General features: G+C 43.6%; 14 protein-coding genes, 2 pseudogenes and 1 other annotated feature. Of the genes and pseudogenes, 6 read left to right on the forward strand and 10 right to left on the reverse strand.

Going from position 1 to position 20,673, the window contains the following annotated elements; genetic code table 11:
• The 6 genes from F6K38_RS06600 to F6K38_RS06625 all read left to right on the forward strand — a co-directional run.
• Positions 1–1,005 (forward strand): Rieske 2Fe-2S domain-containing protein (locus F6K38_RS06600; protein WP_287356323.1); only part of this gene is annotated, 1,005 nt, incomplete at its 5' end.
• Positions 1,002–1,562, forward strand: a complete 561-nt coding sequence (locus F6K38_RS06605; protein ID WP_287248092.1) for a 2Fe-2S iron-sulfur cluster-binding protein — start codon at positions 1,002–1,004, stop codon at positions 1,560–1,562. The genes F6K38_RS06600 and F6K38_RS06605, both read left to right, overlap by 4 nt.
• 5 nt (positions 1,563–1,567) lie before the next feature.
• Positions 1,568–2,563, forward strand: coding sequence for an FAD binding domain-containing protein (locus F6K38_RS06610; protein ID WP_287356325.1), 996 nt, complete (start codon positions 1,568–1,570; stop codon positions 2,561–2,563).
• A complete protein-coding gene (locus tag F6K38_RS06615; RefSeq protein WP_287356327.1) occupies positions 2,560–4,689 on the forward strand; it encodes a xanthine dehydrogenase family protein molybdopterin-binding subunit in 2,130 nt (709 codons plus the stop codon). The genes F6K38_RS06610 and F6K38_RS06615 overlap by 4 nt, the downstream gene beginning before the upstream one ends.
• Before the next feature lie 183 nt (positions 4,690–4,872).
• The gene (locus F6K38_RS06620) at positions 4,873–7,161 is read left to right on the forward strand and encodes an NERD domain-containing protein (protein ID WP_008184837.1); all 2,289 of its coding nucleotides are present in this window, start codon (positions 4,873–4,875) and stop codon (positions 7,159–7,161) included.
• 910 nt (positions 7,162–8,071) lie between these two features.
• On the forward strand, positions 8,072–8,953 hold the full coding sequence (locus F6K38_RS06625; RefSeq protein WP_287311770.1) for a mechanosensitive ion channel family protein: 882 nt from the start codon (positions 8,072–8,074) through the stop codon (positions 8,951–8,953).
• Between the two features lie 156 nt (positions 8,954–9,109).
• Here the strand turns inward: F6K38_RS06625 and F6K38_RS06630 are convergent, their stop codons facing one another.
• The 10 genes and pseudogenes from F6K38_RS06630 to F6K38_RS06675 all read right to left on the reverse strand — a co-directional run bounded on the left by F6K38_RS06630 (position 9,110) and on the right by F6K38_RS06675 (position 20,536).
• Positions 9,110–10,810, reverse strand: a complete 1,701-nt coding sequence (locus F6K38_RS06630; protein WP_008185910.1) for a nucleoside recognition domain-containing protein — start codon at positions 10,808–10,810, stop codon at positions 9,110–9,112.
• On the reverse strand, positions 10,773–11,921 hold the full coding sequence (locus F6K38_RS06635) for an NAD(P)/FAD-dependent oxidoreductase (RefSeq protein ID WP_044493687.1): 1,149 nt from the start codon (positions 11,919–11,921) through the stop codon (positions 10,773–10,775). The genes F6K38_RS06630 and F6K38_RS06635 overlap by 38 nt, the downstream gene beginning before the upstream one ends.
• A 433-nt stretch (positions 11,922–12,354) precedes the next feature.
• Positions 12,355–13,215, reverse strand: coding sequence for a Uma2 family endonuclease (locus tag F6K38_RS06640; RefSeq protein ID WP_008185905.1), 861 nt, complete (start codon positions 13,213–13,215; stop codon positions 12,355–12,357).
• 224 nt (positions 13,216–13,439) lie between these two features.
• Positions 13,440–14,687, reverse strand: coding sequence for an NAD-dependent epimerase/dehydratase family protein (locus F6K38_RS06645; protein ID WP_287356329.1), 1,248 nt, complete (start codon positions 14,685–14,687; stop codon positions 13,440–13,442).
• A gap of 191 nt (positions 14,688–14,878) precedes the next feature.
• Positions 14,879–15,214, reverse strand: a complete 336-nt coding sequence (locus tag F6K38_RS06650; protein ID WP_008185901.1) for a hypothetical protein — start codon at positions 15,212–15,214, stop codon at positions 14,879–14,881.
• Positions 15,215–15,391: 177 nt separating this feature from the next.
• The gene (locus F6K38_RS06655; protein WP_008185900.1) at positions 15,392–16,147 is read right to left on the reverse strand and encodes a phosphoadenylyl-sulfate reductase; all 756 of its coding nucleotides are present in this window, start codon (positions 16,145–16,147) and stop codon (positions 15,392–15,394) included.
• A 714-nt stretch (positions 16,148–16,861) separates the two neighbouring features.
• Positions 16,862–17,131, reverse strand: a pseudogene (locus tag F6K38_RS06660) (squalene/phytoene synthase family protein); the annotation flags it as partial.
• A pseudogene (locus F6K38_RS06665) lies at positions 17,127–17,579 on the reverse strand (ThiF family adenylyltransferase); the annotation flags it as partial. The pseudogenes F6K38_RS06665 and F6K38_RS06660, both read right to left, overlap by 5 nt.
• A 4-nt stretch (positions 17,580–17,583) precedes the next feature.
• Positions 17,584–18,429, reverse strand: coding sequence for a hypothetical protein (locus F6K38_RS06670; protein WP_008177519.1), 846 nt, complete (start codon positions 18,427–18,429; stop codon positions 17,584–17,586).
• Between the two features lie 60 nt (positions 18,430–18,489).
• Positions 18,490–18,572, reverse strand: a sequence feature (23S ribosomal RNA rRNA prediction is too short).
• Between the two features lie 530 nt (positions 18,573–19,102).
• Positions 19,103–20,536 (reverse strand): vWA domain-containing protein, encoded by a 1,434-nt coding sequence (locus F6K38_RS06675; protein WP_287356331.1) that lies wholly within the window; start codon positions 20,534–20,536, stop codon positions 19,103–19,105.
• Between the last annotated feature and the right edge of the window lie 137 nt (positions 20,537–20,673).

Genomic DNA, 20,673 nt, shown 5'->3' on the forward strand with positions numbered 1-20,673 from the left:
TATCCTGGACAAGCTGAGAATGCGGCTCAAACTAAGGTTCCCATTGTTGATGCCTTAGAAGAAGACCCGGACGGTTGGATTTGCTTGAATACGTTTCGGGATTTGCCTTATGATGCCCTAACATTGATGGAAAATGTACTCGATCCCAGTCATATTCCTTACACCCACCACCGCAGTGTCGGTAACCGCGCTAATGTATCTCCTGTGGAATTGGAGGTTGTAGAATCCGGGAAGTGGGGATTTAAAGGGGTTTGGGCAGAAGGTCCCCGTAAAGGAACCCTAGGACGACAGGATACGACCTTTATTGCTCCTGGACTGATGTGGCATGACCTCACCTCCAAGCAGTTTGGCAGGACACTAACAGTTGTGTACGCAACTCCCATTCGCAAGGGAGAGTGTCGGCTATTTGCCCGCTTTCCTTTTAAGTTTTCCTCCAAATTACTAGGGTTATTTCTGAAACTAACTCCTCGGTGGTATTCCCATATTGGGCAAAATAATGTTTTGGAAGATGATCAGATTTTCTGGCATTACCAAGAAAGATATCTCGAACAACAAGGGGGTAGTGGTAATTTTAATAAAGCGTTTTATTTGCCAACTAAAGCCGACCTATTTGTATTCCAGTTGCGTTTTTGGGTGAATCATTATAGTATCGACCCATTTCCAGGAAAAACTCTACCACCATCACTACCTAAGGAAGTTCTATTAGAAAGGTATCATTCCCACACGCAAAAATGCGCGAGTTGTCGTGGGGCTTTAGCGAACTTGCAACGGTTAAGGCTGGGATTAGCTGTAGGGACTGCACTGGTTTGGGTATTGCTTCCGTTACTGGTATTTATCCACCCTGAGGTATCTATTGTTACTGTTATTATTTTGACTGTAGCTGTTTTAATTAGTGGGGGAGTTTGGTTGGCTTTGGGTAAGTTGGAGCGGCAATTTTACAAAGGAAGGGAAATTCCACCCCGTAATTGGCCAGAGAAAGTTTACAAGGAGGCGAAGCCTAGATGAATGTGACTCTTACCATTAATGGTGAACAGCACACCCTCACCATTGAACCCCGTGTAACACTCTTAGATGCCCTACGTGAATATTTGGGATTAGTCGGGAGTAAAAAGGGGTGCGATCATGGACAATGTGGAGCTTGCACTGTTTTAATTGAGGGTCAGCGAGTTTATTCCTGTCTCGCGTTGGCTGTAATGCAGGAGGGAAAAGAAATTGTCACCATTGAAGGCTTGGCAACAGGGGATACTCTCCATCCGGTGCAGGAGGCATTTATTGACAATGATGGCTTCCAATGCGGCTATTGTACCCCAGGGCAAATTTGCGCTTCTGTGGCTCTTTTGGAGGAAGTTAAACGGGGTTGTGTTAGCGCGGTGACACCAGATTTGCATAGTCCTCCGCAACTAGCTGAACTCTCCGAGGCGGAAATTAAGGAACGACTGAGTGGGAATCTCTGCCGATGCAGTGCTTACAATGGTATTGTGGCAGCCGTACAGCAGGTAATTGGACAAAAACCACCTTCTCCTGTGGCAGCGGTTATGGTTAGTGAATCTGGGGATCAGTAAGCATCATGAATAACTTCACCTATACCCGTGCCACCTCCTGGTTAGATGCGGTAAACCAGGCAGTTGCTGACCAAAACTCCATGTTTATCGCTGGTGGAACGAATTTAGTTGACCGTCTCAAAGTATTCTTAGATCAGCCATCGCAACTGATTGATATCTCTCGGTTACAGATGCAGAACATTGAACCGATGGCTGATGGTAGTCTGCGTCTGGGAGCGCTAGTTAGTAATACTGCAGTGGCAGACAATAGTGATATTCGCCGCAACTATCCCATGTTAGCTAGGGCAATTCTATCTGGCGCATCTCAGCAAATTCGCAACATGGCTACAGTGGGGGGAAACCTGCTGCAACTTACCCGTTGTCCCTATTATTACGATACCGCCTTTCCTTGTAATAAACGGCAACCAGGGACAGGCTGCCCCGCAATCACCGGAATTAACCGTACTCATGCCATCCTTGGTGCCAGCGAGCAGTGTGTAGCAGTCCACCCGTCAGATATGTGTGTTGCCCTAGCTGCATTGGATGCGGTGGTAGAAGTAGCAAGTCCCCAAGGGCAACGGCAGATACCGTTTACAGATTTCCACCGTCTACCAGGAAATACACCCGAGCAAGACACCAATTTAGAACCAGGGGAGTTAATTACGGCTGTGATTCTGCCCAGCTTATCCTTTGGGAAATCTGGGGTTTATTTGAAAATACGCGATCGCGCTTCCTATTCCTTTGCTTTAATTTCTGTGGCGGCGGCGGTAAACTTGCAAGGGGAGCAAATCCAAGCTGCACGCTTGGCAATGGGTGGGGTAGCACACAAGCCTTGGCGAGCAACAGCAGCAGAAGAGTTTTTGATTGGTAAGTCTGCGGATGTAGCAACATTTACCGAGGCTGCAGAAATTGCCTTGAACTTAGCCAAACCTTTAACTCACAACGGTTATAAAGTCGAACTGGCAAAACGGGCGATTCGTCGCGCCCTTACGGTTTCTGCTCAAGGAGGAGGGGTAGCATGAATCAAGTAACTGGTACTAATATTAACCGCAAGGATGGACGAGCAAAGGTCACAGGGACAGCAACCTACGCTGCTGAACATCAAATTCCCGGTTTAGTTCATGGTTATCTGGTGACTGCTAATATTGCTCATGGGCAGATTAAAAGTATTGATACCCAAGCAGCAGCAACAGCACCAGGGGTAATTGCGGTTTTCACTCATAAAAACCCGCCGACCGTATCTAAACCAGCTAACGATTTTTTAACCTCAAAAATCTACGAGGCACGACTACCCTTATCAGATGACCAAATTTACTACGCAGGGCAAATTGTTGGTTTGGTAGTCGCAGATACCTTTGAACGGGCACGTCACGCTGCCCATTTAGTTAAGGTAGAATACGTCACCCAAGAACCAATTGTAGAAACCAGCAAAGCCACCTTTAACGAAGCTCCACCCATGCTTGGGCAACAGATGACGTTTGAGAAGGGGAATTTTGCTGCTGCGGACTTTGCCAGTGCTATGGCAGGTGTAGGAGCCGAGATTACAGCTACTTACACAACTTCCAGCGAACTACACGCACCGATGGAACCCCATGCTATCATTGCTCACTGGCAAGATCCAGACACCCTGACTGTCTACGAACCATCCCAGTGGGTAATCGGTAGTCAGCGTACCTATGCAGAGCTGTTTGGACTTCCCCCGGAAAAAGTCCGTATTATCACACCTTTTATTGGTGGGGGTTTTGGTTCTAAAGCCTTCCCTTGTCCCCATGCCATTATTGGTGCAGCAGCTGCCCGTCAACTGCAACGTCCCCTGAAAGTTGTTCTCAGCCGTCGGCAAATGACCGCCAACGCCGGACACCGGTCTGAAACGGAACAAACGATTCGTTTAGGGGCAAATGCTGATGGTAGCTTGATGGCGATCGACCATGGGGTTAAATCCTGTACCTCACCAGTTGAGATTTTTACTGAACCTTGTACAGGCATTACACCAGCTATGTATGCTGCACCCAATCTGCGAACCCGTCAGGAATTGGCGGTGATGAACGTTGGGACACCCACATTCATGCGTGCCCCAGGGGAAAATCCGGGGTTATGGGCACTAGAATCAGCCATGGATGAATTGGCATGGGAGTTAAAAATCGACCCAGTAGAACTGCGGTTAAAAAATGAAACTAAGGAACACCAGCGCCAGGGTTTACCTTTCTCTGCTAAGGATTTCGGGGAATGTTTGCGGCTGGGTGCAGCACAATTTGGGTGGCAAGATAGACCAAAACAGGTGCGTTCCCTCACCCGTGATGGTAAGCTGATTGGTTGGGGCATGGCGGCATCAACCTTCCCGGCTTTAAGGAGTGCAGCTACAGTCACAGTGCGGTTGTTAGCCGATGGTACTGCCCATATCCTCACTAGTGGTAATGACATGGGTACGGGTGCATATACCATTGTTGCAGGTACAGCAGCCGAGGTATTGGGGCTAGCCGTCGAACAGGTACAGGTGGAGATGGGAGACTCCTTACTGCCAAATGGTGGGATGGCGGGTGGTTCCCAAATGACAGCAACCCTTGTACCAGCAGTCATGAGGGCTTGTGAAGAGGTTTTACAGACAGCTAAAGCGAAAACAGCCCCAGAAGCCTTTGCCACCCTGCATCAGTCCGGACAAGCTGCTTTTGAAGCGACAGCCTCTTCTGCACCGGGTGAAGAGGGGAAGAAATGGGCATTCCAATCCTGGGGGGCACATTTTTGTGAAGTCAGCGTAGATGAAGACATTGCCCGCTTGCGCGTCAACCGTTGGGTGTCTGTGATGAATATTGGGCGAGTAATGAATGCCAAAACTGCAGCGTCTCAGATACGAGGTGCCGTAATTATGGGTATTGGACACGCCTTGATGGAAGCCTGTGATTTGGACCCCAATATTGGCTATCCTGTGGTTTACGACCTGGCTACCTATCATTATCCCAGTCATGCAGATATTCCCCGGATTCAGGTGACATTTGTGGGGGAACCCGACTATAACTTTAATCCCGCAGGGGTGCGGGGTGTCGGTGAAATTGGGATTACAGGAGTATCGGCTGCGATCGCTAATGCTATTTACCATGCTACAGGTAAACGTATCCGTGATTTACCAATTACACCGGATAAGTTGTTGTGACAGCAAAAGCTATCACCTTGTAGCTTGATTTTTTTTAGTAATTTCCACCACAATCGGAGGTCTTGAACAACGGATTCGGCATTAATAAATACCTCAATTATTCAGTTTTATTTTAATTACCTGAATAAAAAAAATCAAACTGTAACAAATTATAAAATCACACATTATAAAGCCAATATATTTATGGAATTTATTTCAACAAAAAACTTTGATAGTGAAGCTGAAAAAAATGTTTGGAATGCGATAAAACGACAATTCAATGAACAACCCGGTTACTGTTGGCATCGTTATCCCATTACTAGATATAGTGGTCTTCGTTTAGAACCGGATATTATTATTATTCATCCTGAATGGGGATTAATTATCATAGAAGTAAAAGGATGCTATTTAGAAAATATTGAGGCTATTGAAGGGCATACTTGGTATATGCAAGATTGGTACAAAGACGAAATAGAACCCTATGACCAAGCTGAAAAGCATATGTGGGCTATTCTTGACAGATTAAAGCAGTTTAAGCATGGATTTTTAAGAAATGAACAAGGAAATTGCAAAATAGCTGGTAAGGCTTTTGTTGCTTTACCATATGTAAGTGAACCACTATGGAAAAAGCGATTTCAAGATCATTTATCTGCACCTAAATGGGAATTAATATTTTCAGGAGATTTAGAAGATGAGCAACTATATCAAAGAATTATTAATTCACCGATTAAACAAAAATATCCTTTTCAAGAAGATTCTGAGGAATGGAAAACTGCTATAGCAGTAATTACAGGTTCACAAGGAATTCAATCTAAAAAACGCAGACCTACTAAAAAGCAAGACAGTAAAGCTGCTTTTCTAAGAAAAGTTGAGGAAAAAATAAAAACTTTTGATAGTCAACAACATAAAGTTGCCGTTCAGACTCCTGCTGGACCTCAAAGAATTAGAGGGCTTGCTGGGACAGGTAAAACAGTGGTTTTAGCTCAAAAAGCTGCATATATGCACGTTCAAAATCCCGATTGGTCAATTGTTTATACATTTTATTCTCGCTCTCTATACGAACAAATTATTAATTATATCACTCGTTTTGTTCAAGAATTTTCAAGAGGAGAATTAGAACAACCAAATTGGGATAAAATTCATATACTTCACGCATGGGGAGGGTCAGAACAATCTGGGCTATATCAGCAAGTTACAGCTATAGTAAATACCGATTTTAGAAACTTTAAGAACGCTAAAAGCTACTTTGGTACATCTAGTGGAAGATTTGCTTTTAATGGATGCTGTGGCGAATTATTAGAGCATGAAAACGAAATTCCAGAAATTTTTGATGCAATTCTTATTGATGAAGCTCAAGATTTTGGTGAAAATTATTTCCGACTATGTTATGAGTTACTGAAACAACCCAAAAGAATAATTTGGGGATATGATGAGGTTCAAAGTCTTGAAGAATTAGACATTCCAACCGCTGAGAGTCTTTTTGGAAAAGATATTGATGGTAATCCACTGGTTAGTCTCGATGGAGTTTATCCAGGGGAGATTGAAAAAGATATGATTTTATATCATTGTTATAGAAATCCTAGACCTGTTTTAATTGCTGCTCATGCTTTCGGTTTAGGTTTAAGACGAAGAGGAGGTGCAGTTCAATTTATTAATACAGTGGGTGGATGGCAAGATATAGGATATGAAGTGGAACAGGTAAATAGTAATGAATTAATTACAGGTCAAGAAATTACTCTTTATCGCCCTAAGTCTAATTCTCCTCATTTACTGGAAGAATTAGTAGGGTATCATAATTTGATACAATATCAAAATTTTGAGAATAGACAGCAAGAACTTAAATGGATAATCAACGACATCGAAAAAAATATTAAAGAAGAAGAATTAAAACCTGATGAAATTGCAATTATTGCCTTAGATAGTAGAAAAAAAATTGCAGAACAAGAATATGAGTATTTGTATAAAGGTTTAGAAAATAAAAAAATACAATCTGTCAGAATAGGAACTGATACTTCTGCTGATATATTTCGTTCACAGGGATGTGTAACTATAACAAGTGTTTTTCGTGCTAAAGGCAATGAAGCATCTGTTGTATATGTTTACGGTTTTGAAAATATTGCAAAATCAAGTGATATTGTCAAACAACGAAATATTGCTTTTACTGCAATGACAAGAACTAAAGGTTGGTTAACTATTACAGGTGTTGGAGAAGAAAGTAAGTTATTATTTAGAGAAATACAAGGTATTTTAGAAGAAATTGGTCGTGTTAAATTCATTGTTCCCGACATGAATAAAATTCAACGTAATCTTGAAACTTATGAAAATCAGCGTAGGAGAAAACGTACACACAAAGCACAAAAATCTCTTGTGCAATTGTTAAAAGATAGAGCAGATGTCAATCCAGAAGATTTACCATTAGACCAACGCAAAAAACTTCTCAAATGGTTACTTAGCAATAATAAAGATATTGATGATTTACTCTCTGATAAATAAAAAATTACTGTTTTTATTTTGGTTATAGGGAGTTAGAAGGGCGATCTATCTTGGAGGTATAGAGAAGTTGAGATGAGATCGCTTTTTGGTAATCTGGGAAAGATGATGGTGTGATCGCTTCTGACTGAAGTTCTCCCTGCTAAAAATCACGAAATCCTTTGCTGAAAGTGGTTTCAGGGATTTTTAAATTGTCCTTACTGGTTACATTTGTGTGCAACGAGTTATATCTAAATTATTTGTAAGCATTCAGGTGGTGGGGTTGACAAAAGGGGAAAGATGATTAGTATTTTAGAACCATGGAAATTAAACCGTCAGCTATCCCAAATAGGTTTGAAGCTCTGGAACTGCTGCCCCAATCAGTTCTGGTGGAGCTGGTGCTGCAACTGCCAACTAGGGAATTGAACAACTGATTGCGGAGGTGGAACGGCTCAAAAGTCTGTGGTCGAAANGATCAGCAATTAGCTATCAGCAATTAGCTATCAGCAATTAGTAATCAGCTATCAGCAATTAGTAATCAGCTATAGCAGTCGCCAGGGCAGTTAGGACATGACAAAAGTCTCACACCCTTTGTAAGCGCAAGAGTTTGACTTCTGACAAATGACTTCTGACAAATGACTTCTGCTATATCAGCTATCAGCCATTGGCCATTGGTCACGCTACTTGAGGTACTTTTGAATAAAATAAGCTGACGGCTGACGGCTGTTCGCCCAGCGTGAGCTAAAAGCTGACGGCTGACGGCTGACGGCTGACTGCTTACGAAAATAGTCAGCCAATTACTAATTACCAATTACTAATTACCAACTACCAATTAACTGTCTTAAGTAATGCTACCTTGGCTAGAAACTTAACACTAAAGTACAGTTAACACTAGGCTGCTCTGATACTCCTAGCCAAGGTAGTAAAAAAAGTTTTGCGATCGCGGATTCTTCGCCTCACCAATCTCAGCCGCCCTGCGCAGGAGACTATTGCCCTGATTATCCATTATGCCATACTCTTTATCGGTGTTATTGTCCTATTGCAGTTGTGGGGAATCGACTTTAGTTCTCTAGCTGTATTTGTCGGAGTCTTGGGTGTGGGCATTGGCTTGGGAATCCAGGGAATTGCTAAAGAATGTGTCAGCGGTTTGGTACTCATTTTTGAGCGTCCGATCCAAGTAGGGGACTTTGTGAATGTTGGGGAACTGATGGGAACAGTAGAAAATATCGGTATTCGGAGTACAGAAATCCTGACGTTGGATCAAGTCTCAATCATTATCCCCAATTCTCGCTTTCTTGAAGCTGAAGTGGTCAACTGGACTCACAATAATCCAGTATCCCGGTTAAAATTACCCGTAGGGGTCGCCTATGGTTCAGATCCAATTAAAGTACGTAGTGCTCTGATTGAGGCAGCTTCTCAACATCCAGAAATCTTAGATCAACCAGCCCCTAATGTATTTTTTACTGGATTTGGAGAAAATGCCCTCAAGTTTGAGTTGTTGGTTTGGATTGAAGACCCTCCCAAGCAGTTCCAAATCAAAAGTGAGCTTTACTTTCTGATTGAAGAAATACTACGTCATTACCATGTTGATATTCCCTTTCCTAAGCTAGATTTGCACGTCCGTTCTGGTAATTTTCCTGTAGACGTTTCACACCAATTAATTGAGTCCCTAACTCAGCTATCTCAGGAATTGACTAAGTGGATGGCTAGACAATCCTATGGTAATAGTCACAATGGTACTAGCCACAATGGTACTAGCCACAATGGTACTAGTCACAGGAATGTTCAAATAAACAATACTTCAGATAATAATTGATAGTTAAGGGAATAGCGAACTTGATATCAGGCCAATGACTAATACCAAATCCGCTTGCCATACCCCCTTTACAAAAAATAAACCAAATCCTTATTATTCGATGAATCTATAGCTGTTTGAATAAGGGGGGTATGGGACAGGATTTAGTATTAATTATTACTTGATTAATAATCCTCCCCAAGCAAGTAATAGAGAAAAAAATATCGCAGCGATCGCCTGTCTACTTAACAGCAATAAGGCAAATCGAAGAGACTGTTCTCGCGTAATAGTTAACAGAGTAACTAAACAAGGTAGCAATACTCCTGCTAGATACACCCCAGTCAAAACCTGCAATGGAGTTAACATAGCCAAGGTTTCTGGTTCGGCAAATAATAGCAGTCCATCTTTGCGAATAGAAGCTAAAACAATAGGCAATGAGGCTTCAGGGGGTAAATTAAACCATCCCATCAAAGGGTTAATAATATTGGCTAAAACTGCGATTGTTCCTAACCAATTCAACACAGAAGCAATAACGGTAATAACTAAAAATATGGGAATTGCATTGAACAAAAATTGATTAATAGTTGACTTAGCTTCGCGCCAAATTACTGACGAATGAGGAAATTCTAAAAATGCTCTTCCTTCGATTACTAGGGGATTCTGATTCGATTTAGCTGTAGGGGAAGAAATGATGTAGGTATATATCAAGGTGGTTGCGGTTAGATACAGCAGGTAAGGAATTATCAAGTAAGGTAACTTAGCAGCACTAAACACCCCTAAAGTTGCGCCAAACTGATAAGAACAAGCCGAACCAAAAGCGATCGCGGAAATACAAGTTCCCCTAGAACAACTAGAACAGGCACGGGTACTAATCACCGCAGGAACATTACACCCCATACCCATAATTACTCGTACTAAATCCCGTCCCGATAACCCAAACGGACGGAGTAAAGGATTGAGAGCAATGGTAATTCGTTCTATTAACCCACTAGCTTTATATGCGCCCAAGAATAGGGCATAGAGAATTACTGTGGGCATCGCCCAAATAAACAGCAACGGACTCATAGTTATCAGTCCATACTGACCTATCAGTATTTCTCTTAACCAGATTGGGAGTTGGGATAAAGGTTTAATAACAGGAGCGATCGCACTTTGGACTATAGGATCTGCTAAAGTCGCAAAGGAGTTAGCACCCCAGACAGCAATAATGGCAGGAATAAGTAATAAAGCGATCGCCAATAAACTGCCCAGTCGAGGATGTTCTAACAGTGTTGGGTGGGGTTCTATATACCAGCCAGCCCTTGTAGGAATCCATTGGGCGGGAAAAGGATTAGGTTCTTGCAGAGAAGCCAAAATATGGTCTTTTTGTTCTGTAGTAATGTGGCGGGCATCTACAGTGACAATGCTCAGGTTAGAAGTTTCCGTCCATTCCCTAATCACTTGTTGAGGAGGACACGGGGTCTGGGGTTGCCCCAGACCCGTGAGATGTCCGTTATGAACCGTCGAGAATACCTTATCCCAGAAAGTAATCACCACAATGCCCCTTTTATCTGCTACTAAAGGTAGTAGATCTGCTAAATCTCGATCTACGTCGGTTGCCTTGACTACCAATAGCACGGTGTCATTTTCTTGTAGCTGTCTTAAAGCTTTCTTAGTAGTTACACTATCGGAACGATAGAGAATTCCAGGGGTATCGATAAAGGTATAGGCTTCAGATTGATAAGTGTCACAAGTCACTGTAGAACCGCGAAAATTGGCACTATAGGGAGTCTGTCCTGTAAGAGCCGCAATTAGTTGGGACTTGCCCGTACTCTCTTTACCAATAACCACCGCTGACTTTTTAACAAACACAATCGTTATTACAGCAAGAAAGGTCATCTAAGAACAAACCTTCTCGGCGATAGGCTTCCAATGGAGTTGGATCGATTCCCAGACGTTGAGCGATCGCATTACCGACTACAGCAAATCGCTGCCGAAATTTGTAAATAAAGCAAAAAATTATATCGCCGTGACGCACCGAAGGACCGACGACAAATAATCCTGGAGTTAGGGTAGACTCATCTTCTTGAGTCAGGGCTGCATAGCCATTTGACCAGTCAAATAGAGGTGCGATTTGTTTTAAACTGCTATCAAACCCCGTACAGAGAATTGGCGGTGTAGAACTAAACCACTGTTCGTACTCGCTCTCCACCACATATCCTTTTTTTACTGCTTTGACTGCTTCAATGTGCTGTTCTCCAATTAGTTCGACCCGACCCATAGAATAAGCTATTTCTAAACGTTTTAGACTATAAGGAGACAGAGAAACACTAGGATCTGAGTCTAAGTTTGACCAGCTACTCTGGCGATCGATTAACTTTACTTTTTTCCCTAATTCTGCCAAATTTGACGCTGCATCTACACCGCTTTCATAGCCTCCCACAACTACAAATTCTTTCCCCTTAAGCTCTGTCCAAGAACGTATTTGGGAATTATGTATACATAATTCCGCCCCTGGAAAAGGATTAAGATTGGGATATTGAAACTCTCCTGCTGCCCAAATCACAAACTGCGATCTCAGCGAAGCTGAGGCACTGCGTGAACGCAACTCGCCTTTAGAAGTTTCCAAGACAAAGCCTTTGCCTTGAGGTAAAGCTGCCATAGTTTTCACATTTGTCTCGGTTTTTATAGGTAGTTGAAAATGCTCTGCTACAGTCTCTAGATATAGAGCGTATTCTTTCCCCGAAAGATGTTCCTTTCTGAAACTGAGGGCAGGAGAAGTATTTAAAACTACTGCGTTGAGATCCAGCAATCCAAAACCATGACTGGGAAACGACGGCGTAATGAATCGCATTTCTTCAGCCCAACGCCTAAAAGAAGCCCCTACTTGATGTCGTTCTACAATGACAAAGTTTTCAATTCCTAAATCTTTTAAGACTACTCCACAGCCAATTCCAGCAGCCCCAGCCCCCACAATTACAACTTCAAAACGATCGTTAGTTTTGTTCACCAGCAGACAATCTCGAATAGATACTTTATGACAATTATAATCATTATATAAAAAAAAAGCTAGCTTTCTAACAAACAATATTAGTGAGGCAGTGGTAAACCATGATTGACATCCTCCCACCGCTAAACTCCTTACGTCGCTATAGGGCGTTGCGAGAGCAAATGGACAAAAAACAACGCTGGACGTATAATTAGAATATTTAAACTAAATACTCCAGAACTGAACTAAGCGTATAAGTGGACTTATATCAAATCCGTTTGTCAAAACCCTTTTATAAAAATCGACCAAATCTTTGTATGCCACGAATCTATGGCTATGCAGATAAGGGGGGTTTGGGAACAGGATTTGGTATGAGACGGCTATTGCTATATGCACCTCAAGTAGCGGATCGTACCGAGCATCGGCTTTTCTATTCTGCTGCCAACGGCACCTTTTACACCTCTCCTGGGTCAATCCCCAGCTGTCGCAGACGTTCTGCTAATCTCGCTGCCTGCTGTTGAGCCAATTCCTTTTCCTGGCGTTCGAGTTGAGCTTCTTGTTCAGCCTCCTGCAACTGCTGCTGAACCAACTCCTTTTGTTGCTGAGCTTGCTGCAACTGTTGCTGAGTCTGCTGCAACTGATCCTGAGCCTGTTGAGCCTGTTCAGAGCCTGTGGGAATCCAGTTCCCTAATTCATCATACCAGCGTAACCATCGACCATTAACCTCTTGGTATGACCCAGACCATACTCCTAGGCCAAGTCCTAATTCTGGCAGCCAAAATCTTTCGTTTTCCAATCTTACCTGTTCATAGTTTAAGCCTTTCAACTCAAAAATTCTTAACTCATTGGTATATCGGCTAAACACCACATAATAAGGAATACGAAGTATACGTTCATAAACCTCCCACTTACTTGGAGGTTGATCGATATCCCGTAGGGTTTGCCCTAAATCTTCTGATTCCGTCGTTGGAGAGAGCAACTCCACTACGATAAATGGACTGACCCCTTCCTGCCACATCACATAACTCAACCGTAAGTCTCGCTGTTCATAAAACCGAGACACCCCAACTACTCCAAACCAATCCGGTCGCTTGTACCATTGAGGATGACGAACATCATAGTACAGATTCAAGTCAGTCCCCACAAAGATCTGATCCCTTGGGTAACTCGGTGGGCAGAAAGTCTCCCGTAATAGCTGAGGTTGAAAATCGTGAAACTCGTCTGGCAAACCTGGTTCCTCTGGATCTTCACTAGGGAGATCATACATCGTCGGTAGGGTTTCCTTGGCCGGACGAGGGGGGTCAGTTTGATACATAACAGAGAATGGGATCAACTAGTTTTAGGGTAGCAACACCTTTGACTACTGATGAACTTATTAAAATTGCCAGAGTTTCAGATACGTTGAGCAGTCAGTAATGGTGCTACGCCCATGCTGTCCTTGTCATCAGCTATTAGTTACAAGGCCAACAGAACCAGACTGACCATAAAAAGCTGACCGCTCAAGGTAAGATGTGCTCCCACTTACGCGCTACCTAATTCTTAACTGGCACCTACACCCACCGCCGTTTTGTCGGATGTGGTTTGAGCAGGAGTTTCGTCAGCCATACTCACCCCATTGCCCTTCTGCCGCCACAGTGATGTACAGATAATCTTCGAGCGATCGCAACGATCGACATATTTAGAGGCAATCTCGATAACCTCTTGCATCAGACCCTTAACCAAGGTGGTTGGTTTCAGACCCATTTCCAAGAAGCATTTATTCTCCACAGCCAGTTCATTTTCCGCTGATTCGTTTCTCGGGTTCTCTAGATAGGCAATTTCCGCCCCAGTGATATCAGACACAATCTGTGCCAAATCCCGGACCCGATGGGTTTCGGTCATCTGATTCAAGATTTTCACCCTGTCCCCAGAAGCCGGAGGATTTGCGATCGCTAACTCTATACACCGCACCGTATCTTGAATATGGATAAATGCCCTGGTTTGACCCCCTGTTCCATGTACCGTCAACGGATGACCAATCGCTGACTGCATCAGGAACCGATTTAGGACTGTGCCATAGTCTCCATCGTAATCAAAGCGATTAATTAGCCGTTCATCCAGCTTTGTCTGCTTGGTCTGAGTTCCCCAAACAATCCCCTGATGCAGGTCAGTGATGCGGACCCCATCATTCTTGTTGTAGTAATAGAAAAACAGCTGGTCCTGAGTTTTGGTCATGTGATAGATACTGCCCGGATTGGCTGGGTACAAGATTTGCTGCTGTACCATTTTCCCCTCATCCGTAGTCACCTGGATATCTAAATACCCTTCCGGAATCTTCATCCCAGCAGTACCATAACCATAGACTCCCATGGTTCCTAAATGAACCACATGTATATCCAAACCCGACTCCACAATCGCAGCTAGCAGATTATTGGTCGCATTCAAGTTATTATCTACCGTGTAACGCTTATGGCTAGATGACTTCATCGAATAAGGTGCAGCCCGCTGTTCGGCAAAATGAATCACCACATCCGGTTGATAGGTTAGGAATAGATTCAGTAAGCGATCATAGTCTTTCGCTACATTGAAGTTATAGAACTGGATTTGTTTGCCAGAAACCTCAAGCCATGTCTTCAGACGAGTGGACATCGGCTGGTAAGGAGTTAAAGAAGTCACTTCCAACTCATTATCAATGTTGCGTCGTGACAAGTTATCAACAATTACAATGTCATGACCAGTATCAGATAGATGGAGAGCTGTGGGCCAACCACAAAATCCGTCACCGCCTAAAACTACAACTTTTTTCATGATCAATCTCCTGGTTGTTTCCTTACATGGTCTTTTTTGGTTGAATTGTCAGCGAGCTGCGACTATAGCATGGCGCTTTGGTAATTAACCGAGAACCAATCGAGAACCGATATATTTCCATCACCGGACTTCGTCGAGCTACGCTAACATCACCTGATCACCCCAGTGTTACGATTACAGCAATCAGTTTTTTAGATGAAATCTAGTTCAGGGTATCGATCCATGATCTCCGATACCTCCTCCCTTTCAGAAGTCTTCTGATTCAAGATTTCTTTGAAGAAACGAACATAAGTGCTATAGACTTGGGTGGAACCGTCATCATGATCAACAATGAAGAAAGGGGCTGCTTCTACCCCGTGCTTTACAGCTAGATCTAGTCCCTCGCTAGATTGCTTACGCTCATCAGCAACCACAATTTGGTCTATTCGATCCATCAGTCCTTTTTTTTCAAGTTTTTCTACCACATTGACGCACTTGCGACAGAAATTACCGTCCTTGTTGATTTTTTTTACTAACGTGATTTTCATTCTGTAGTATTCAATACTGAATTGTTTTTCAAAAGCGTAATTAAGAAATTATCACAACCCACTCCCCACTCCTACCTAAAAATTAGGATTTCAAACGCAACTTATTGATTGTGCCGCAACGATTAAGTACCTAGACAGAAATTCTTTACCTAGTCTGTTAATTTCCGTGAGGGTTGCTCAAACCCTTACTGTTTGGTGTTCCTTGTTGTTCATTACCTGCTCTGTAGTGTTGTGTAAGCCACACTCTTTTTCTTTCTGCCCTTCCCACCACCAGCGACCTTCCCGTTCATGCTGATTGGGGAGAGTTGGGCGGGTACAGGGTTCGCAGCCAATGCTAACGAAACCTTTAGCGTGCAATTGATTGTAAGGCACATCATTAGTGCGGATATATTTCCACACCTGTTCAGAACTCCAGTTAGCTAGGGGGTTAAATTTAATCAGGGTTCGTTCTTGGGTCGAGAACGCCTGGTCTACCTGGACAACAGGGATATTAGCACGAGTACTAGGACTCTGATCCTTGCGCTGACCGGTAATCCAAGCATCCAGCTTAGCCAGTTGGCGACGCAAGGGAGCCACTTTGCGAATACCACAGCACTCTTTGTGACCATCCTGGTAGAAACTGAACAACCCCTTTTGTTTAACCAGTGCTTCCACTGCATCCGCTTCCGGTAAAATCACCTCCAGTGGAATTCCATAGTGCTGTCTGACTTTCTCAAGTAGTTGGTAAGTCTCGCAGTGCAAGCGACCCGTGTCGAGGGAGAACACTTTCACATCTGGCTTAATCTTGGATGCCATATCCACAAGAACCACATCCTCGGCACCACTGAAAGAGATAGCGATGTTGTCAAATTTGTCAAGAGCCAGTTTCAGGATTTCCTGAGGACTCTTGTGGGCGTATTCGGATTCCAAATAAACAACATCCAGTTCAAACATTAACATCTCCTTACTATATGACAAAAGTGGTTGGACTTGCTGATTATACGACGTATCGATACCGTTATCCATCGTCAGCCTTCAGCTTTGAGCTTATGTCATCCAACCCAAGGGAAGTTCCACGATAGTTCATTCAGAAATTATATATAGCCTATATGTAGCGCTTCCATGACTGAAGGAGATCCGTTGTAAAGAGACTTATAGCGCTTTGCCACCCGCGCTAATTATAAATCGCGATAAATGTCTGCTGTAAATAGAAAGAGTGTGGGGAAAGGTTAAAGGGTAATACATATATTCCTTTCCCCCTTTCCCTTTGAGGTTGTTTCTTTCCCCTTCTGCTTTTCCAATCCCAACCATTTGTACCACAATTAAATATAATTGATAGGTATTTTCCTTTTGTATGTAAGCATTCAGCCGTCAGCTATCAGCTAATGCGCGTAGCGCAATCGGTGCTATAAACTATCAACTAGCAGGCCCTTTCACTGCACGGGGTCAGATTAGCAAAACGAGCAGGAATTTTAAACCAGCGGTACCAGCCCATAACCTTGTTTACTAGCTGCCGTTGATTAGCTGACAGCTGACCACTGATAGCTGAATGCTTACTTTTGTATCCCAGCCTTGTGCTGCCCTTGGTCAAGGGTAAAAAAAACCCATCGATATGTAAGATGGGGATTTCTTGACAGATTGGCCATGAAGGATTTGCCATGACGCATGCTATAGAACTTGTGCCCTCAGCCAGGCTATCGGCAAGGATAACATCTTACGGAGTTTGGGGACATAGGCTCTTTGGCTAAATACATCGTAATGGTTGTGTTCAATCACATTGAGAATTTTCTGATAGAGCATCAATGCAGACCAAACCGGCCAACGGGCGTCACGGCTTAGGGCTCTAATACCTCTTTCTGCTTTGGTATAGTAATCCCTTGCCCGTTGAATTTGGAAACGCATCAGTTCCTGCCAACGGTCATCAACCACACNTCCAAATTATCTCACTGTAGTCTTCTGCTAACCCAACATGAAGACAAGGAGTTTGGGAACTATCACAGTAATCTTTTACGGCTTGACGAGCGACACTGTTATCAAAGGTGTCAATGACTAAAGTAGAATTAGTCAGTAATTGTTTGGTATTAGCTGTGGTTAATTCCTTGACCTTAGCCTCCAATTTTACCCCAACCGCTTGGTAGAGAGAATGGGCGAGGATTTTGGCTTTATGGGCACCAATATCAGAGCGGTAGTAGGGTTGGGTAGAAAGATTGCGCTCTTCAATGCGATCGCAATCAATAACCTTGAGCTTTCCAAAGCCTGAACGAGCCAAATTTTCGGTAATATTAGCTCCAAGTGCTCCGGCACCACACACGGTCACGGGGTAGTCACGTAACTGGGCCATGACTTGGGAGGTACGGTAGAGTTGTTCGTGGTAAAAAATTGACATCATCCTAATCCCAATATCGTGCCTCAATCACCCCAACCAAGGACTGTAAATCAAAATCGCGATCGCGTCCACTTAGACAAATCCCGGAACTGATTACAGTTAGATCCTGTTTAGATATCGCTGATATATGGTGTTTACCGTCAGCAGTGCTCCAGCGCACCTGCCAGAATTCTCCCCGGTCATGGAACTGTTGCAGTGCTCCCCCACCCATTTCCAAAGCTTGCTCCAGCCGTTTGTGATCCCGTTGATGCTGCCTTTTATCTTTAAACTCTTTAGTCTGTTGTCTTACCAAGTCATAAACTATTCTCATTTCTGGGGTCACCCCCTTTAAATCCAGTTCTTCAGGTGGTGTTACTTGCTTTAACTGCTCTGTGAGTTGTTCTGCTAGTAAAGGATCTCCCTTACGGTCAAGCTGCTGAAACCACCAAGCCTTACCATCCCCACGAGCTACCACTTGTTCAAAGGCTACCCCGCCCTCTACCAGATGGACAGCAATAGGTTTAACCGTGCCAAAGCGCTGACGAGCATCGGATTCATTGACTGGATACCCTAGCCAGGTCTTTCCCGACAATTGATAAGCTAGTCGTAAACGCAACGGTTGGAGCAGTTGCCAATAGTCCTCAAGTTGAAACACATCTGGCTCTTCTATCACAGTTGCGACTTGATCGCTGACTGGCTGAAAAATACCCCATCCTTCAAACTTACGAGGCTTAGGGGAGAAGGTATAAATCATTCCAGCAACACGAGTTCTTACCCTTCCCCCACGTACACAGGGAGCGAGGAATTGATTTTCACTCAGTTGCGTTTCCTTTGCAGCAATTTGATTGATGAGGTCGAGGATATTTGCCATGATCCTGCTCGATTGTATTAATAATGTGCAAGTCGCCAGAGCAAAAGCGTTCGTCACTTAGAAGGAACTCCGCCGGTGAGTTACTACACACTCTTTAAATGATGGCTACTTCTAAGCCCACATTCCGGGTTCTTCGCGCCTTCCTCGCTTCACGCCCGTTACGTTAGAGTAACGGTACTATTCCTCTCGTACTATGTATGTAAGCTCTGGCTGTTAGGGCACACAAGTCGGTGAAATTTATAGAGGTGCGGATTCCAAACTTATAAGCCAAGTTTGATCCCAAGATTAGACTGGGTGACTGGATATACTGCTTCATCAGGAGTTATCAAGTCAGTCCAATTCTTAGAGGTGCAACTACTTATAGCTATCTAAACCTTGTCAAACATTATCCATTGTTTTATAATTAACTAAGTTAGTAACTTGTTTAACTTCGGAACACTACCGCCCAACGAAGAACTAAAAGCGAAGGCAGCTGGTCGTAAGTTAAGCGACGTAAAATAATGGACTGAGTGAAGTTACAGTGCGGTTTGAGAGTAGGCAGCAGAGCCTCCATTAATAAAATTAGCGCAATGCTTTTGGCATTGCTTTGTCGGCAACAACCATTAGTTTTCACGCTTTGCTATACCATCGTCTTATCTGCTTGTGAGTAGGTTTGTACAGGTTAAATGTTGCACTACTTATCATTTCGCACCGGTAGCGGTGTATCCAGAATCTCCATCAATAAGTCTAGCCGTGATGGACGAGTCATCAGTGGAACCAGGTTTGGTAGAGAATAGTAATCTCCAGCAAAGGTAAAGGTTTCTACTGGCACCTGTTGCTCCTTGAGTTTACTTTCCACCCAGTCGTAGGAGTAACCAACTCGGACAATAATCACATTGGGCATCAATCCCAATTCACGAGAGTAGGTCTTGTAAACCTTACCAAAGTAAGGTGCTGTGTTTTCACCTTCATCGGTAACCAAGATAATCTGGTCAACCGCCTGCTTCCGAGAACGCATTACTTCTAAAGCACAACCAATGCTAGTCCCACCCCCTGCCTTGATGTGCCTGAAGGCACGTTCCCAGTCACTCAACTTTTTTCCTTGAGCCTTAACTGGGTAAGGCATGGTATCGAAGGCATAGACAAACAGCTCAGCTTCAGTAATACCAGAGATTAGGGCTGCCAGCCGCTTACCAACTTCAATGGCTTTGTCCATTGAACCGGACTTGTCCACTAGTAGAGCAGTGGGCTTGGTAATGGTACCTTTGCGCTTTACTTGCTCATTGGTAACTTGTTTTAACTTAGCAAGAGTTTGAGTATCTAACTGAGCAGCCTCAGCGGCAACTTGTGCCTTGAATGCAGAAACGCGATCGCTTGTCTGTGCCTGTTCTAGCTTTGCCTCAATCAACTCCTTGACCTGTGGGTGTTCCATCGCACCCCGCCCTTGGAGGGATTTGAGATTATTAATTACCTCTTGGGGTGTCATAGCATTGATTAGTGCTACCAACACCGTAGGAGTGACAGAGCGCACAGCACCAATGGCGATGGTATAGGGAATCTTATGTTCAACAATCAATTGCGCCTGTTCAGCAGCAGTTTCAGTTTTCGCTAACTGCTTGAGTATCCAAGCTAAGGAACCTTCTGGAGGATTGTCCTTAAATAATACAGCATCTGCTCTAGAGCTAGGCTTAATATGTAAACTAGCATAGAGATGCTTCATCGCCTTTCGACCCCGCAATGCTGCTCGGTCAAACAAGGCTGGAGTTTTTTCCCGTGTCTTAAGGTAGCGCCGCACTGCTGTCCGAGCCGAACGAGGCACCTTATTGCGCTGCTGCTTCATAAAATCCACTACTCGTGCCACCTGGTAGGGTGGGAATTTTTGCAGCATTACAAAGCCAGCATCTCGGTGTTCGGTCAAATTGCTAGTCAACATATGACCTAGAAACACTTCTTTGTGGTCCCGGACATCCCCGTGATTTTCGTACCAAACGGCTAAGTGACCGTAAAAAATTGGGTCAAGTTCTACCATCAGTTGGTGCAATTCTGTCACTTGCTCCAGCTTACGATGGGGTGTAGTTAATAAACTGTTTAGTAATTCTAAACGCAGGTCACGCTCTTCAGTTTTCATAGGATTAACCTCCTATGCTCCTATGTAATTTCTGGACAAATCTATAAGTTATTTGGTTGTTTGGTTGTTAGCTTATTGGGTTGTTTAGTTAAAGGTTGAAGGTTTAATAATTAATAAAAATTTACCTAAAATACATC

The sequence above is a fragment of the Moorena sp. SIO3B2 genome (assembly GCF_010692525.1).
GTDB lineage: Bacteria > Cyanobacteriota > Cyanobacteriia > Cyanobacteriales > Coleofasciculaceae > Moorena > Moorena producens.